Origin of the sequence: Pseudomonas sp. HN8-3 (genome assembly GCF_020790195.1) — a bacterium.
In the GTDB taxonomy this organism is placed as follows: Bacteria; Pseudomonadota; Gammaproteobacteria; order Pseudomonadales; family Pseudomonadaceae; genus Aquipseudomonas; species Aquipseudomonas synxantha_A.
In genome coordinates, this window is record NZ_CP086206.1 from 2,612,472 (window position 1) to 2,629,141 (window position 16,670).

Annotated in this window: 13 protein-coding genes; 1 reads left to right on the forward strand and 12 read right to left on the reverse strand. The window is 61.6% G+C overall.

The window, feature by feature from the left end; genetic code table 11:
* Positions 1-31: 31 nt before the first annotated feature.
* On the forward strand, positions 32-937 hold the full coding sequence (locus LJX92_RS11575; RefSeq protein ID WP_216091568.1) for a sugar kinase: 906 nt from the start codon (positions 32-34) through the stop codon (positions 935-937).
* A 103-nt stretch (positions 938-1,040) separates the two neighbouring features.
* Here LJX92_RS11575 and LJX92_RS11580 read toward each other — a convergent pair whose 3' ends face one another.
* The 12 genes from LJX92_RS11580 to LJX92_RS11635 form a co-directional block, all read right to left on the reverse strand.
* Complete coding sequence (locus tag LJX92_RS11580) at positions 1,041-1,316, reverse strand: peptidylprolyl isomerase (protein WP_003174397.1); 276 nt, start codon at positions 1,314-1,316, stop codon at positions 1,041-1,043.
* A gap of 43 nt (positions 1,317-1,359) precedes the next feature.
* Positions 1,360-3,897 (reverse strand): PAS domain-containing protein, encoded by a 2,538-nt coding sequence (locus LJX92_RS11585; RefSeq protein ID WP_228309784.1) that lies wholly within the window; start codon positions 3,895-3,897, stop codon positions 1,360-1,362.
* 141 nt (positions 3,898-4,038) lie between these two features.
* Positions 4,039-5,994: an acetoacetate--CoA ligase gene (locus LJX92_RS11590; RefSeq protein WP_228309786.1), complete on the reverse strand. Its 1,956-nt coding sequence runs from the start codon at positions 5,992-5,994 to the stop codon at positions 4,039-4,041.
* Between the two features lie 162 nt (positions 5,995-6,156).
* Complete coding sequence (locus tag LJX92_RS11595) at positions 6,157-6,930, reverse strand: 3-hydroxybutyrate dehydrogenase (protein ID WP_228309787.1); 774 nt, start codon at positions 6,928-6,930, stop codon at positions 6,157-6,159.
* A 7-nt stretch (positions 6,931-6,937) separates the two neighbouring features.
* Complete coding sequence (locus tag LJX92_RS11600; protein WP_228309788.1) at positions 6,938-8,329, reverse strand: GntP family permease; 1,392 nt, start codon at positions 8,327-8,329, stop codon at positions 6,938-6,940.
* A 280-nt stretch (positions 8,330-8,609) separates the two neighbouring features.
* Positions 8,610-10,013 (reverse strand): sigma-54 interaction domain-containing protein, encoded by a 1,404-nt coding sequence (locus LJX92_RS11605; RefSeq protein WP_078821541.1) that lies wholly within the window; start codon positions 10,011-10,013, stop codon positions 8,610-8,612.
* Between the two features lie 22 nt (positions 10,014-10,035).
* Positions 10,036-11,607: an ABC transporter ATP-binding protein gene (locus tag LJX92_RS11610; RefSeq protein WP_103734350.1), complete on the reverse strand. Its 1,572-nt coding sequence runs from the start codon at positions 11,605-11,607 to the stop codon at positions 10,036-10,038.
* 10 nt (positions 11,608-11,617) lie between these two features.
* Entirely contained in the window at positions 11,618-12,640 is a 1,023-nt protein-coding gene (locus LJX92_RS11615) for an ABC transporter permease (RefSeq protein ID WP_005788807.1), read from the reverse strand.
* Positions 12,640-13,698 carry a microcin C ABC transporter permease YejB gene (locus tag LJX92_RS11620; protein ID WP_032876053.1) on the reverse strand — a complete coding sequence of 353 codons (1,059 nt, stop codon included), beginning with the start codon at positions 13,696-13,698 and terminating at the stop codon, positions 12,640-12,642. The genes LJX92_RS11615 and LJX92_RS11620 overlap by 1 nt, the downstream gene beginning before the upstream one ends.
* On the reverse strand, positions 13,698-15,557 hold the full coding sequence (locus LJX92_RS11625) for an extracellular solute-binding protein (RefSeq protein WP_032876050.1): 1,860 nt from the start codon (positions 15,555-15,557) through the stop codon (positions 13,698-13,700). The genes LJX92_RS11620 and LJX92_RS11625 overlap by 1 nt, the downstream gene beginning before the upstream one ends.
* 130 nt (positions 15,558-15,687) lie before the next feature.
* Complete coding sequence (locus tag LJX92_RS11630) at positions 15,688-15,969, reverse strand: peptidylprolyl isomerase (RefSeq protein WP_005788801.1); 282 nt, start codon at positions 15,967-15,969, stop codon at positions 15,688-15,690.
* Between the two features lie 107 nt (positions 15,970-16,076).
* Positions 16,077-16,571, reverse strand: a complete 495-nt coding sequence (locus tag LJX92_RS11635; RefSeq protein WP_228309789.1) for a DUF1543 domain-containing protein — start codon at positions 16,569-16,571, stop codon at positions 16,077-16,079.
* Positions 16,572-16,670 lie beyond the last annotated feature (99 nt).

Consider the following 16,670-nt stretch of genomic DNA (forward strand, 5'->3'; position numbering starts at 1 on the left):
TGAGGCCATCAGCCCCACCGAGACAGCAGCCATGACCACCCAACCCCGCATCGCCCTTATCGGCGAATGCATGATCGAACTGCAACACCGCGCCGACGGCAGCCTGCACCAGAGCTTCGGCGGCGACACCCTGAACACGGCGGTGTACCTGCGCCGTGAGCTGGGCGAGTGCGCCAGCGTCGACTACGTCACCGCCTTGGGCGATGACAGTTTCAGCGACGCCATGTGCCAGCAGTGGCAAACCGAGGGCCTTGGCCTGAGCATGGTCCAGCGCCTGCCCGGGCGTCTGCCGGGTTTGTACTGCATCCAGACCGACGCCAGTGGCGAGCGCAAGTTTCTTTACTGGCGCAACGAAGCGGCCGTGCGTGACTGCTTTACCACGGCTGCGGCCGAGCCGATCCTGGCAGCGTTGCCGGACTATGACGTGGTGTATTTCAGCGGCATTACCCTGGCGGTGCTGGGCGAGGTTGGGCGCGAGCGCTTGCTGCACACCCTGGTCGAAACCCGCCGCCGAGGTGGCAAGGTGGTGTTCGATAACAATTACCGGCCACGGCTATGGGCTGATGTGCAAGCGGCCCGTGCGGCTTATCGCAAGGTGTTGGCCGAAGTGGATATAGCCTTGTTGACCGAGGATGACGAGCACGCGTTGTTTGGCTATGAGGACAGCGAGCAGGTGTTTGCGGCCTATCCATCGATTGCAGAAGTGGTGCTCAAGCGTGGCGCGGATGCGTGTTTGATTCGCTGTGCGGGAGAGCGTTTTGCGGTGCCGGCGTTGAAGGTGGAAAAGGTGGTGGACACTACGGCGGCGGGAGATTCGTTCAGTGCGGCGTATCTGGCCGGGCGGCTCAAAGGTGGCTCGCCGCAAGAGGCTGCATTGGCTGGGCATCGGCTGGCGAGTCGGGTGATTCAGCTGCCGGGGGCGCTGATACCGAGGTGAATGGCCGCCTGCGGCGGATCGGGAGCAAGCCCCCTCCCACATTAGACTGCATTCCTTCAGTTGGAACAGGGTCAACTGCGGGAGGGGGCTAAAGGCAATCCCATCAATCCCGGTAAAACACCTGCACCAGGTGATAGCCAAACTTGCTCTTGATCGGCCCGTGCACCACCTTCACCGGCTTCTTGAAGATCACCGCATCAATCGCGCCCACCATCTGCCCGGGCCGCACTTCGCCCAGATCGCCGCCACGCTTGCCCGACGGGCAGGTGGAGTACTTCTTGGCCAGCACGTCAAAGGCTTCACCCTTGGCAATGCGCTGCTTGAGTTGTTCGGCTTCTTCGCTGGTTTTCACCAGGATATGACGGGCTTGGGCTTTCATTGATCTCTACCAGGTGTGCGACGGCGCGCGATTATGCCTGAACTCAGGCCTCGCCGCCGATCATGCTGCGGATTTTGGTGGCCAGCAGGTCGATCGAAAAGGGCTTGGCGACCATGTCCATGCCGTCTTCCAAAAAGCCCTGGCGCTCAGCGGCTTTCTCGGCATAACCGGTCATGAACAACACCCGCAGGCCGGGGCGATGCTGGCGCGCGATTTCCGCCAGTTGCCGGCCGTTCATGCCCGGCAGGCCGACGTCGGTCACCAGCAAATCCACGCGCAAATCCGACTCCAGCAGCGGCAGCGCGGCACGGGCGTCGGCCGCCTGGTGCGCGGTATAGCCCAGTTCATCGAGGACGTTGACCACCAACATGCGCACCGCCGGGTCGTCCTCGACCACCACCACGGCTTCACCGGCCAGGGCCACCGGGGCTTCGGTGAGGCTGACGGGCAGGTCGCTTTCCAGTGCGGTGCCGTACAGGCGCGGCAGGTACAGGCGCACGCAGGTGCCCTGGCCCGGTTCGCTCTGGATCGTTACATGGCCGCCGGACTGCTGGGCAAAGCCGTAAATCATCGACAGCCCAAGGCCGGTGCCTTGGCCGATAGGCTTGGTGGTGAAGAACGGGTCGAATGCCTTGGCGAGGATTTTCGGCGCCATGCCGCTGCCGTTGTCGCTCACGCCGAGCATCACGTAGTCGCCGGCCTTGACCGGCTCCAGGGTGGTGATGTCGGTGCCGTCCAGGTAGCTGTTGGCGGTTTCGATCAGCAACTCGCCGCCGTCGGGCATGGCGTCGCGGGCGTTGATCACCAGGTTGAGCAGGGCGTTTTCCAATTGGCTGGCGTCGGTGTTCACCGGCCAGATGTCCTTGCCCAGTTGCACCTTGAGCGCGATATGCGCGCCCTTGGTGCGCTGGAACAGATCTTCCAGGGATGCCACCAGCTGGTTGGGATCGGTGGGGCGGCGGTCCAGCGACTGGCGCCGCGAAAACGCCAGCAGGCGGTGGGTGAGGGCGGCGGCGCGATGGGCCGAGGATACGGCGGCATCGGCAAAGCGGCCAATCTCATCGCTGCGCCCGGCGGCAATATAGCGCTGCATCAGGTCCAGGCTGCCGATGATGCCGGTGAGCATATTGTTGAAGTCATGGGCGATACCGCCGGTGAGCTGGCCCACCGCTTCCATCTTCTGCGCATGGCGCAGGGCGTCTTCGGCGCGTTCACGCTCGAACATCTCGTTCTGCAGGCGCTGGTTGGCCTCGGCCAGCGCCTGGGTACGCTGGGCCACACGCTCTTCGAGGTTCTCGTTGAGATGACGCAGGGCTTCCTCGGTGAGTTTGCGTTCGGTCTCGTCGATCACAAAAATGTAGAAGCCGTTCACCGAACCGTCATTGCTGAAGCGCGGCAGGTATTTCATCAACGCGTGGCGCGGGCGGCCGTCGCGATGGGGCGTGAGGGTCATGAAGCTGCACGCCTTGCCGTTCAGGGCCGCTTCGATCTTGTCTATTCGTCCGGCATACACCTCATCACCGAGCACTTCGCGGATGGTCTTGCCGTACAGCTCCTGGGGCGTCTTGCCGTACCAGTCGAGGTAGGCGCTGTTGTTCAGGCGAAAGCGCTGCTCATGGTCCACGTAGCCGATCAACACCGGCATGGCGTTGATGATCAGTTGCAGCTCGGTCTGGCTCTGGCGCAGCGCCTGTTCGGTGTGCTTGCGCTCGGTGAGGTCCAGCGCGGCGCCGAGGAAGCGTGCGGGTCGGCCTTGTTGGTCCTTGTAGCAGCGGCCACGGGCAAACACCCAGCGCACCTGGCCGTCGGCTTGCAGCAGGCGGTACTCCTCGGCGTATTCAGTGCCGAAGGTGATGCAATGCTTGATGCTGCGCGTGACCATGCCACGGTCTTCGGGATGCACGCCGAGCAGATAGGTGCTGATGGGCAGCAGGCCGGCGTCACTCGGGTCGACACCGTGCAGGTAGGCGAAATGTGCATCGGCGATAAAGTGATCTTCACCGATGTCCCAGTCCCAGGTGCCCACGGCATCGGTCGCCGCCAGTGCCAGTTGCAGGCGCTGCTCGGTGTTGTGCTGGGCCTTGAGGCTCGCTTCGGAACGCTGCTGCAGTTCCAGGGTTTTGCTGCGCCGTTCATTGGTTTCGATGGCGGTGACCAGGATGCCTGCCACCTGGCCACTTTCGTCGCGCACCGGGCTGTAGGTCAGGTCGAGCCAGATTTCGGTGTCGCGACATTCGCGTTGCAAGACAAAACGCTGCTCGCTGAAGGTGCGCACCTGGCCGCCGAGCACTGCGTCGTACACCGGTGCGGCGAAGCTTTGCAGCTCCGGCCAGGTCTGGTGCGCAGGTTGGCCCAGGGCGCCGGGGTGCTTGTTGCCCACCAGTTGGGCGAAGCCATCGTTATAAAGTTGTATGAGTTGCGGGCCCCACAGCAGCACCATCGGCATCGGCGAATGCACGACGATATCGACGGCGGTGCGCAGGCTCTGCGGCCAATCAGTGGCCTCACCGAGGGGGCTTTGCGCCCAGTCCAGCCGCTTGATCAATGCAGCGGCTTCGCTACCGGTGGATGTTCCATTCATGAAAAAAAGCCCTGAACACGACGCTTTGAAAAATGACCACATCCATTGTCCCAAGGATCATCAATGGATGACTACCCCGGAAAAATAGCACGCATTGACGGCTTTTCTTCAAAACAGCGGTTCAGCGCTGAAACCTTTCATCTAAAAATCCAGTTCAGGGCGTCGGCGAAACTGCTCCAGTGCTTCGGGATTGGCGAGGGCATCGGTGTTCTTTACCGGCTCCCCATGTACCACGTTGCGCACCGCCAACTCTACGATCTTGCCGCTGATGGTGCGAGGGATATCCGTGACAGCGAGGATCTTGGCCGGTACGTGGCGCGGCGTGGTGTTGGCACGGATCACCTGGCGGATCTGCTGTTGCAGCGCTTCATCCAGCTCGACGCCGTCATCGAGGCGTACAAACAGCACCACACGCACATCGTCCTGCCAGCGCTGGCCGATGGCGAGGCTTTCCAGCACCTGTGGGATTTTTTCCACTTGGCGGTATATCTCGGCGGTGCCGATGCGTACGCCGCCAGGGTTGAGCACCGCGTCTGAGCGCCCATGAATCAGCAGGCTGCCATTGGCCCGCTGCTCAGCATAATCACCCTGGGCCCATACGCCGGGGAACTGGCTGAAATAGGAGGCGCGCAGCTTGTGCTGGTGCGGGTCGTTCCACAGCCCAATGGGCATGGCCGGAAAGTGCCGGGTGCAGACCAGCTCGCCTTTTTCCCCGATCAGCGGCCGGCTCTGGTCGTCCCACACCTCGATGGCCATGGCCAGGCTCTTGCATTGCATCTCACCGCGCCGCACCGGCAGCACCGGGTTGCCGATCACGAAGCAGGAGACGATATCGGTGCCACCGGACATCGACGACAGGCACAGCTCGTTCTTGATCTCGCGGTACACATAGTCGTAGCTCTGGGGTGACAGTGGCGAGCCGGTGGAAATCAGGCCCTTGAGGCTGCTCAGGTCGTGGCTCAGGCGTGGCCGCAACCCGGCTTTCTCCAGGGTAGCGAGGAATTTCGGGCTGGTGCCGAATACACTGATTTTTTCCGCATCGATCAAGTCGATCAAACGCTCGGGGCCGGGGTGGAACGGTGAGCCGTCATACAGCACCGCCGTGGCGCCTATCGCCAGCACCGACACCAGCCAGTTCCACATCATCCAGCCGCAGGTGGTGTAGTAGAACAGGCAGTCCTCGCGGCTCAGGTCGGCGTGCAGGCCGTGTTCCTTGAGGTGGGTGAGCAGCACGCCGCCGGTGCCATGGATAATGCATTTGGGGATGCCGGTGGTGCCGCTGGAATAGAGGATATACAGCGGATGTTCGAACGGCACTGCGACAAATTCGGGCACGCCGCCGGCCTGATAGAAGTCGTCCCACAGCGTGACACGGGCTTGGCTCAGATAATCGTCGACCTGTGCCTGAGGCCGGGCGTACGGCACGATGATCAGCTGTTGTAGGGAGGGCAGGCGCGCGAGGATTTCATTGAGCTTGGCGCTCTGGTCGATGTTTTTGCCTGCATAGCGGTAGCCGGCGCAGGTAATTAGCACTTTGGGTTCGATCTGGCCGAATCGATCGATGACGCCCTGGGTGCCGAAATCCGGCGAAGAGCATGACCAGATCGCGCCGAGGCTGGTGGTGGCAAGCATACCCACCAGGGTTTGCCAGGTGTTGGGCATGCACGCGGCCACTCGGTCACCCATGCCCACGCCTGCCGCGCGCAGGCTGCTTTGCAGGCCTGCGACGTGGGCGGCCAGCTCGGCGTAGGTCAGTTGTTCACGCAGTCCGTCTTCGCTGATAGCGACTACGGCAGGGTGATCGTCGCGGCGGCGCAACAAGTGTTCGGCAAAGTTCAGGGTGGCGCCGGGAAACCATTGGGCGCTGGGCATCTCGATGTCTTCGATCAGTGTGACGCTGGGCGGGCTGCGAAACTGCACGTCGAAGAACGCCACAATCGCCTGCCAGAAGTCCGGGCGCTGGTCGATGCTCCATTGGTGCAGGGCAGGGTAGTCGTGGAGGTGCAGGTCGTGGCGTTGGTTGATGAAGCGACGGAACTGGTCCATCCGTGTGTTGGCGATGCGTTCGGGCGAGGGTTGCCAGAGGATGTCGGACATAGCGAAATCTCTTGTTCTAGTATCGGTCTTCCAAACAATAGCGTTCCAATGTGGGAGGGGGCTTGCTCCCGATAGCGGTGGTTCAGTTACAAATGTCTACCCTGACACACTGCTATCGGGAGCAAGCCCCCTCCCACATTTTGATCTCCGGTGTCTGGGGGGTTATTGGGCCAGCCAGCCACCGTCGATATTCCACGCCGCACCGCGCACTTGGGCGCCAGCTTCGCTGCACAAAAACAGCACCAGCTCACCCAGCTGCGACGGCGTCACAAACTCCAGGGACGGCTGCTTTTCAGCCAGCAAATCCTGCTGCGCCTGTTGCGGGTCGATCCCACTGGCCACGCGATCATCAATCTGCTTCTGCACCAGCGGCGTCAGCACCCAGCCCGGGCAGATCGCATTGCAGGTCACATTGCTGGTGGCGGTTTCCAGGCCCACCACCTTGGTCAGGCCGATCACCCCATGCTTGGCCGCCACGTAGGCAGCCTTGCCCATTGAGCCGACCTGGCCGTGCACCGAGGCGATATTGACGATACGCCCCCAGCCCTTGGCCTTCATGCCCGGCAGGCTCAAACGTGTACTGTGGAACACGGAGGACAGGTTGATCGCGATAATCGAATCCCAGCGCTCCACCGGGAAGTCTTCCACCGCCGCCACATGCTGGATGCCGGCATTGTTGACCAGAATATCCACGCCACCGAACTCGCGCTCGGCGTAGGCGAGCATGTCGGCGATCTGCGCCGGGTCGCTGACATCCGCCGGGTGATGCCCGACCTTGCCACCAAACGCCTGCACCTGGGCGATCACCGCGCTGGCGTCGCCAAAGCCGTTGAGAATCAGGTTGGCGCCGGCCTTGGCCAGGCTCAGTGCTATCCCTAAGCCGATGCCGCTGGTGGAGCCGGTGACCAGGGCGGTTTTGCCATTCAAATTCGTCATGAAAACCTCACACAATACCGGTGGCATAGAAAGTACCGATCACCACGAACACCGCGAGGGTCTTGATAATCGTGATGCCGAAAATGTCCTTGTAGGCTTCGCGGTGGGTCAAGCCGGTGACCGCCAGCAGCGTGATCACCGCGCCGTTGTGGGGCAGGGTGTCCATGCCGCCGCTGGCCATGGCCGCGACCCGGTGCAGCACTTCAAGAGGGATATTGGCCGCATGGGCCGCTGAAATAAAGCTCTCGGACATCGCCGCCAGGGCAATGCTCATGCCGCCGGAAGCCGAGCCGGTGATGCCCGCCAGCAGGGTCACGGTAATTGCTTCGTTGACCAGCGGGTTGGGGATGCCCTTGAGCCAGTCTGCCAGTACCAGAAAGCCTGGCAGCGAGGCGATTACTGCGCCAAAGCCGTATTCCGAGGCGGTGTTCATTGCCGCCAGCAGCGCGCCGCTGACCGCACTTTTACTGCCTTCGGCCAGCTTGCTTTTGATCGCGGAGAAGCCGAACACCAGTACCACGATAATCCCCACCAGCAACGCCGCCTGCACCGCCCAGATCGCGGTGAGCTTGGCGATTTCGGTGGTCACCGGTGCGCTCATGCCTGGCAGGCTGAGGCTGTGGGTCTTGCCGTACCACTGCGGGATCCAGTGGGTAAACAGCAGGTTCATTACCCCGACCAGAATCAACGGCGACAGCGCGATCCAGGGATTGGGCAGGCTGAGGTTCTCGGCGGTTTCCGGCTCGTTACGCAACTCGGTGCCATAACCTTCCCCGGCCCGCTGGGCCTTGTTGCGCTGGCGGGCCAGGTAGAGCATACCGGTGCAAAACACGAAGATCGTGCCGATCAGCCCCAGCCACGGCGCCGCCCAGGCAGTGGTGTTGAAGAAGGTACTGGGGATGATGTTCTGGATCTGCGGCGTGCCGGGCAGGGCGTCCATGGTGAACGAGAACGCGCCGAGGGCGATGGTTGCCGGGATCAGGCGCTTGGGGATATTGCTCTGGCGAAACATCTCCGCCGCGAACGGGTACACGGCAAACACCACCACGAACAGCGACACGCCGCCGTAAGTGAGCAGGGCGCAGACCAGCACGATAACCAGCATCGCCTGGCGTGCGCCCAGCAAGCGGATCGCAGCCGCCACGATCGAGCGCGAGAAACCCGACAACTCGATCAGCTTGCCGAACACTGCACCGAGCAGGAACACCGGGAAATACAGCTTGATAAAACCGACCATCTTTTCCATGAACACCCCGGTAAAGGCAGGGGCGACGGCGGAGGGGTCGGTGAGCAGCACCGCGCCGAGGGCGGCAATGGGGGCGAACAGGATAACGCTATAGCCACGGTACGCAGCCAGCATCAGCAGCGCGAGCGCGGCCAGGGCAATGATCACACTCATGGTGTGTCTCCATCGGATTGTTATTGTTGTGGGGTGAAGCGGTGGGAGGGCTATAGCTAGATGTGTGCCATGTTATTAACTATTTGAAAAACAACGATATTTTCAGAATTTTCAACAGCGCTTTGAAGTTTTATCTCTATTTTGAGACAAACAAATACCTAATGTGGGAGGGGGCTTGCTCCCGATAGCAGTGGGTCAGGTACAGATGCTCAGCCTGACACACTGCCATCGGGAGCAAGCCCCTCTCACAATGGATTGTCTTTGTATTGAGAATTGGGTCTCAATATGGAGACTGAGTTAGCCCCAGCGCCACCATTTTCTTGTACAGCGTCGACCGGCCAAGCCCCAACTGCCTGGCGGCCTCTACCACATTCCCGGTACACGCCTGCAACGCCGCACCAATCACCTGCCGATCAAACCGCTCCCGCGCCGCCGCAAAGGTTTCACCCTCGATCGCGCCCACCGGGCCACGGACTACTGGGCTGAACGTACCAATCGCTGCACGAACCTGCGCGGCATTCAACATCAGGTCATCACTGAGCAACGCCGCCCGCTCCAGCACATTGCGCAGTTCACGGATATTGCCCGGCCATGCATGTTGTGCGAGCAACACCAGCGCCTCAGGGTCCAGTTCGTGCTGGCTGCGCAGCTCTTCGAGGATCGCCTCGCTCAGCGCCGGAATATCCTCCAGCCGTTCACGCAACGGCGGTACCTGGATCGGCAGTACGTTGAGGCGGTAATACAAATCCGCACGAAACTCGCCACGTTTGATCGCTGCCTCCAGGTCCATGGATGTCGCGGCAATCACCCGCACATCGCTGTGCAGCATCTCGTTGGAGCCCACCGGTTCGAATTCCTTTTCCTGCAACACCCGCAGCAATTTGCTTTGCAGCGGCAGCGGCATGTCGCCAATTTCATCGAGAAACAGCGTGCCGCCCTGGGCGATCTGGAACTTGCCGGGGCGACCCTTGCGGTCGGCGCCGGTAAACGCGCCGGGGGCGGTGCCGAAGAACTCCGCTTCGAGCAGGTCATGGGGAATCGCGGCGCTGTTGATGCTCACGAAGGCTTTGTGCGCCCGCGGTGACGCACCGTGGATAGCCTGGGCCAGCAGTTCCTTGCCGGTGCCGGTTTCCCCCAGCAGCAACACCGGCGACTCGGCACTCGCACTGCGCCGCGCCCGGCGCTTGACCTCCAGGCTGGCGGCGCTGGTGCCGATAAAATGCGCGAAGTTGTATTTGCTTTGCCGCGAGCGCAGCAGCGAGCGCGTCGAGGCCAGCTCTTGCTGCATGCTCAGGTAGCGCTCGATCAGCGGTGACAGGTTGCGCAACTCATCGAACAGCGCAAAGCCAATCGCGCCGATCACCGCTCCGGCATCATCGTGGATTGGCAGGCGCATCACCACCAGCGGGCCCTTGGGGGTGTCCTGGATATCCAGCAGTATCGGCCGGTCGTTGTGCACCACCTGGCGCAACAGGCTGTTGGAAATCACCTGCTCGCAGGGCTGGCCGATGGCCTCATCGGCGCTGTGCAGGCCGAAACGCCTAGCGTAGCGCTCGTTCATCCACACGATGTTCGCGTCGCGGTCGACGATGACCGTGCCTTCGCTGGACTGCTCGATGATCTCGAACAACGACTGAATGGCCAGGCCGCGAACGTGTTGATAATCCTTGAGGCTGGTACTCATGGAGGCAGAATCCTGTTGATCATCACAAAGGGATGTGCGCTGCAGCCAGCAGTTCTTTGGTATAGGGGTGCTGGGGCGAATCAAACACATCATGACTGGCACCGCGCTCCACTACCTTGCCATCCTTGACCACGATCATGTCATGGGCCATGGCGCGCACCACGGCCAGGTCATGGCTGATAAACAGGTAAGTCAGGCCATATTTGTCCTGCAGTTCACGCAGCAACGCCACCACTTGTTTCTGCACCGTACGGTCCAGGGCCGAAGTGGGTTCGTCGAGCAGCATCAGCGCCGGTTTGAGCACCAGGGCGCGGGCGATGGCGATGCGTTGGCGCTGGCCACCGGAAAACTCATGGGGGTAGCGATGCCGGCTGGCGGGGTCGAGGCCCACGTCCTTGAGCACCTGGATCACCTGGGCATCGCGCTCGGCCAGGCTGCATGGCGCATGCACTTCCAGGCCTTCGCTGATGATCTGCTCGACCGACATGCGCGGGCTGAGGCTGCCATAGGGGTCCTGGAACACCACCTGCATCTGCTTGCGCCACGGGCGCATCTGCTGATGGTTGAGCGGGTCGAGGGCCTCGCCCTGGAAGCGGATGCTGCCGGTGGAGTCAAGCAAACGCAGGATCGCCTGGCCCAACGTCGATTTGCCTGAGCCGGACTCACCGACAATCCCCAGGGTCTTGCCGCGCTGCACGCTGAGGCTGATGCCGTCGACCGCACGCAGCCAGGTCTTGCGCCGAAACAACCCGCCGCCCAAGGGGAAATCGACGTTGAGGTTGTCTACTTGCAACACCGTCTCGCGCGCATCGCTGCACAGCGCATCGCCCGTGGGCTCGGCGTCCAGCAGCAGGCGGCTGTAAGGGTGCTGTGGGGCCGTGAACAAGGTCTGGCAGTCAGCCTGCTCGACAATTTCCCCGGCGCGCATCACGCAGACCCGCTGGGCGATACTGCGCACCAGGTTAAGGTCATGGCTGATCAGCAGCAGCGACATGCCCAGGCGTTGCTGCAAAGACTTGAGCAGCAGCAGGATCTTGCGCTGCACGGTCACGTCCAGCGCGGTGGTGGGCTCGTCGGCAATCAGCAACTCCGGCTCGCAGGCCAGGGCCATGGCGATCATCACCCGCTGGCGCTGGCCGCCGGACAACTGATGCGGGTAGGCCTTGAGCCGTTCCTGGGGTTTCTGGATACCCACCAGCTCCAGCAGTTCGAGAATCCGCGCCCGCGCCTGCTTGCCGCCCAGGCCCTTGTGCAGCAGCAGGGTTTCGCCGATTTGCTTTTCGATGCTGTGCAACGGGTTCAGGGACGTCATCGGCTCCTGGAAGATCATCGCAATTCGGTTACCGCGCAGTTTTTGCAGGGTAGACGGCGCTGCACCGATCAACTCCTGGCCACGATACTTGATCGAGCCCGTGGTTTCGGTACCGGCTTGCGGCAGCAGTTGCAGGATTGAATGGGCGGTCACTGACTTGCCCGAGCCCGACTCACCCACCAGCGCCAGGCACTCGCCGGGGCGCACATCCAGGCTCAGATTGCGTACCACGGTCTGGCCGCTGAACGCGACGCACAGGTCGCGGATTTCGATCAGGTTCATAGGCAATTACTCATGAGCGAGGGTCGAAGGCGTCACGCAACGCCTCGCCGATAAACACCAGCAACGACAGGATCAGCGCCAAGGTGAAAAACGCGGTCAGGCCCAGCCAGGGGGCTTGCAGGTTCTGCTTGCCCTGGGCGATCAGCTCACCCAGGGAGGCGCTGCCAGCCGGCATACCGAAGCCGAGGAAATCCAGGGCGCTCAAGGTCGATATCGCCCCGGTCAAGATAAACGGCAGATAGCTCAGCGTCGCGGTCATGGCATTGGGCAGGATATGCCGGCGAATGATCTTGGCGTCGCCCAGGCCCAGGGCGCGCGCGGCCTTGACGTACTCCAGGTTGCGCCCGCGCAGGAACTCGGCGCGCACCACATCCACCAGCGCCAGCCAGGAAAACAGCGCCATGATCCCCAGCAACCACCAGAAATTCGGCTCGACGAACCCCGACAGGATAATCAGCAAGTACAGCACCGGCAGGCCGGACCACACCTCCAGAATGCGCTGCCCGAGCAAATCCACCCAGCCGCCGTAGTAACCCTGCAACGCCCCGGCGGCAATGCCGATGGCGGCGCTGATGGCGGTCAAGGCCAGGGCAAACAGGATCGACACCCTTGCGCCGAAGATCACCCGCGCCAGTACATCGCGGGACTGGTCATCGGTGCCCAGCCAGTTCACCGCCGACGGTGGGCTCGGGGCAGGGCGGGTCAGCTCATAATTGGGGGTGTCGTCGCTGAAGGGAATCGGCGGGAACAGCATCCAGCCGCCGTCCTGCTTGATCAGCTTTTGCACATAGTCACTGCGGTAATCCGCCTGGAACGGCAGCTGCCCGCCGAACTGCTGTTCGGTGTAGCGCTTGAACACCGGGAAATACAGTTCGTTCTTGAAGCTGAGCACCAAGGGTTTGTCATTGGCGATCAGCTCGCCGCCCAGCGTCAGGATAAACAGGCCGATAAACAACCACAGCGACCACCAGCCACGCCGGTTTTTCTTGAAGCGTTCGAAACGCCGACGCGCAACGGGAGACAGGTCAAGCATCAGGCGTTCCTCGCAGCAAAGTCGATACGCGGGTCCACCAGGGTGTAGCAGAGGTCACCGATGAGTTTTATCAAAAGGCCGAACAGGGTGAAGATAAACAGCGAGCCGAATACCACCGGGTAGTCACGGGACACTGCCGCCTCGTAGCTCATGCGGCCCAGGCCGTCGAGGGAGAAGATCACTTCGATCAGCAGTGAGCCGGCAAAAAATACGCTGATAAACGCTTGGGGAATCCCCGAGATCACCAGCAGCATGGCATTGCGAAACACATGGCCATACAGCACCCGGCGTTCGCTCAGGCCCTTGGCACGGGCGGTCACCACGTACTGGCGGGTAATCTCATTGAGGAAAGAGTTCTTGGTGAGGATGGTCAAGGTGGCAAACCCGCCGATCACCAGCGCCGTCACCGGCAAAACCAGGTGCCAGAAATAGTCGGCAACCTTGCCCACGGTGCTCAGTTCGGCAAAGTTTTCCGACACCAGCCCGCGCACCGGGAACCAGTTCAGCGACGTACCGCCGGCGAATACCACAATCAGAAACATCGCAAACAGGAACGCCGGCATCGCGTAACCGATCACGATGGCCGTGCTGCTCCACATGTCAAAGCTGCTGCCATGGCGCACGGCCTTGCGTATCCCCAAGGGTATCGACACCAGGTAGGTGATCAGCGTCGCCCACAGGCCAAGGGAAATGGTAACTGGCATCTTTTCCAGGATCAGGTCGGTCACCGTCGCGCCGCGAAAGAAACTGTTGCCGAAGTCCAGCTGGGCGTAGTTCTTGAGCATCAGCCACAGGCGTTCCGGTGCGGACTTATCGAAGCCGTATTGTTTTTCGATGTCCTTGATCAGCTTCGGGTCCAGGCCACGACTGGCCCGGGAGCCGCTGATACCTTCGCCGGATGCGCCCGCTACACCGCCGCCGCCAATGCCTTGCAGATGGGCAATGGCCTGTTCCACCGGCCCGCCGGGCGCGGCCTGCACGATCACGAAGTTCACCAGCAGGATGATCACCAGCGTCGGGATGATCAGCAGCAGGCGCCGTACGATATAGGCAAACATCAACGGGCTCCTCCGCGTTTTTTCAGCTCGGCCTGCATTTGCTCGTTAGTCAGTGGCGTGGGGCTGACTTCCCACCAGGTTTCCAGGGCTTCGTCATTCTTCGCCTCGATCGCCGGGCGGCCGAAACGGTTCCACCACGCGGCGGAGGTGCCCGGGGGGTAATAGTTGGGGATCCACAGGTAATTCCATTGCAGCACACGGTCCAGGGCGTGGGCGTAGGTGAGCATCTGCGCCTGGGTGTCGGCCTTCACCAAACCGTTGATCAGCGTATCGACGGCCGGATCCTTGAGTGCGATGTAGTTGTTGGCGCCCGGATCGAACGCAGCGGCGGAGCCGAAGTAGTTGTACAGCTCCATGCCGGGCGAGGTGGTGACCGGAAAACCGGTGACGATCATGTCGTAGTCACGGGCCATCAGGCGGTTCACGTACTGCGACGAGTCGATGCGGCGGATATTGAGGGTGATGCCGATCTGCGCCAGGTTGCGCTTGTAGGGCAGCAACAGGCGCTCAAGCCCGTTCTGGACGTTGAGGAAGGTGAACTCCAGCGGCTCGCCCTGGGCGTTGACGAGTTTGTCACCCACCGGTTTCCAGCCAGCGTCCTCAAGCAGTGCCAGGGCTTGCAGTTGTTTATCGCGGATCATGCCGCTGCCGTCGGTGACCGGGGCCTTGAATACCTGGGTAAACACTTCATCCGGGATTTGCCCGCGCAACGGTTCCAGGATCGCCAGTTCTTCCTGGGTCGGCAATTGGCTGGCCGCCAGCGGGCTGTTGGAAAAGTAGCTTTGCTGGCGGATGTACAGGTTGCGCATCATTTGCCGGTTGGCCCATTCGAAATCCCACAGCATCGCCAAGGCCTGGCGCACGCGGCGATCTTTGAAAATCGGCTTCTGCACGTTGAACACATAGCCTTGGGCCGGTTGCGGCATCTCTTTGGCCAGGTGTGCGCGCTGCAGGCGACCATCGTCCAGCGCCGGGCCGTTGTAGCCGATGGAATAGCCGGTGGCGGAGAATTCACGGTTGAAGTCGTAGGCGCCGCCGCGCAGCACCTGGCGCGCCACTTCGGTGTCGCCGAAGTATTCCAGGCTCAGGTGATCGAAGTTGTACAGGCCACGGCTGACCGGCAAATCCTTGCCCCACCAATCCGGATCGCGGGTAAAGGTGATGGTGCTGCCGGAGTCGATCTTGCTGACCTTGTACGGGCCGCTGCCCAGCGGGGCTTCGTAGCCGCCGCCATTGGCAAAGTCGCGGGTCTTCCACCAATGCTCCGGGAACACCGGCAAGGTGGCGATATCCAGGGGCAGGGTGCGGTTGTCGTTGCTGGAGAAGTCGAAGCGTACCTGACGCTCGCCTTCGACTTCGACGTGCTTGACGTCGGCAAACAACGTGCGAAAGCGCAGGCTGCCTTGGGTCATCAGCAGATCGAAGCTGTAGCGCACGTCTTCGGCTGTAATCGGGGTACCGTCGGCGAAACGCGCCTTGGGATTGAGGTAGAAACGTAGCGACAGGCCGTCGTCGGCGCGCTCCATTTTTTCTGCCACCAGGCCATAAACGGTGTAGGGCTCATCCAGCGAGCGCAGCGCCAGGGGCGCATACACCCAGCCGTCGACCTGAGACACGCCAATACCTTTGTCGATATACGGCAGCACATGATCAAACCGCCCGACCTCCAGCGCCGAGCGCCGCAGGCTGCCGCCCTTGGGCGCGTTGGGGTTTGCATAGTCGAAGTGGCTGAAACCGGCGGGGTACTTGGCGGGCTCGCCGTAAACCGTCAGGTAGGTTTGCGGGGCCGCGATCGCCGCAGTGCTGGCCATCAGCAGGGCCAGGGTGGAGCAGAGCAGAGATGAAAAAGCCAATCGCATTATCAGCCTTGAACGCCGGGTTAAGAAGAATAGGGATTTGTACGCTAACGGCCTGGGCATCGCCAGTCATCACATGCACAACGGCCCGCCAAAGGGCGGGCCGTTGTTTATCGCATCTGCGCCGATTGAATCAATCCTGGCGGCTGGTGACTTCCAGCAGGTGATAACCGAACTGGGTTTTCACCGGGCCCTGCACTGTATTGACCGGGGCGCTGAATACGACAGTGTCGAATTCCTTGACCATTTGGCCTGGGCCGAACGAACCCAGGTCACCGCCCTGGCGGCTGGATGGGCAGGACGAATTGGCTTTGGCGATTTCTGCGAAATCAGCGCCGCCTTCGATTTGGGCCTTGAGTTCGTTGCACTTGTCTTCAGTGGAAACGAGGATGTGACGGGCGGTGGCTTTGGCCATGGGGAATAACTCCTAGAGTAAAAAAACGGTGAGCGTACCGGATTCAGGCGGTTATTTCCTGGCAAAGTTCCGCTGTTGTTCAGTCCTGCCTTTTTCAGCGTGGCGGTTCAAGGCAACACGATGTAGTCGTTGCGCTGCACGATCGGTTGGTGCGGCCCCTGCACCAGGTGGATATAACGGCCGTCCACCAAGTCGATCGGCAGGCAGTCGTCAATATCCAGCACGCCGTCGGTGTGGGCCTGGGACCAGTGGCGCAGCATCTGCTGCTTGCCCTGGCTCATGGCCTGCTGTTTGTTACGAGCGACTACCAGCAGGTAGTGATGGGCCTCGCCGAAGCTATGGGCTTCATAGCCCCCGAGGTTGATGAAGTACAGGCGGGGCGCGTCGCCATGAGGCGCCAGATGGCTCAGTTCAACTTTCCAGCCGTCGACGCCGTCGACCGCCATCCATGAGTCGATGTGCACACCCTTGGGGCTGCCAAACCAGGCGTCGCGCAATTGCGGGTAGCTGGCCTGCAACGTATCCGCCATGGCGAACACTACATCGTGTACTTCGATTTTTGCCCGTGGATGCTTGCCCCCGAGCATGACGACAAACAGCATTACCGGTGATTCCTGGCGACTGGCGAAAGGGCAACCATACTGCGATTGAACCCTTTTGTCCGCTCAATGCCACATTGTTAATCAGCACACTCACCAGGA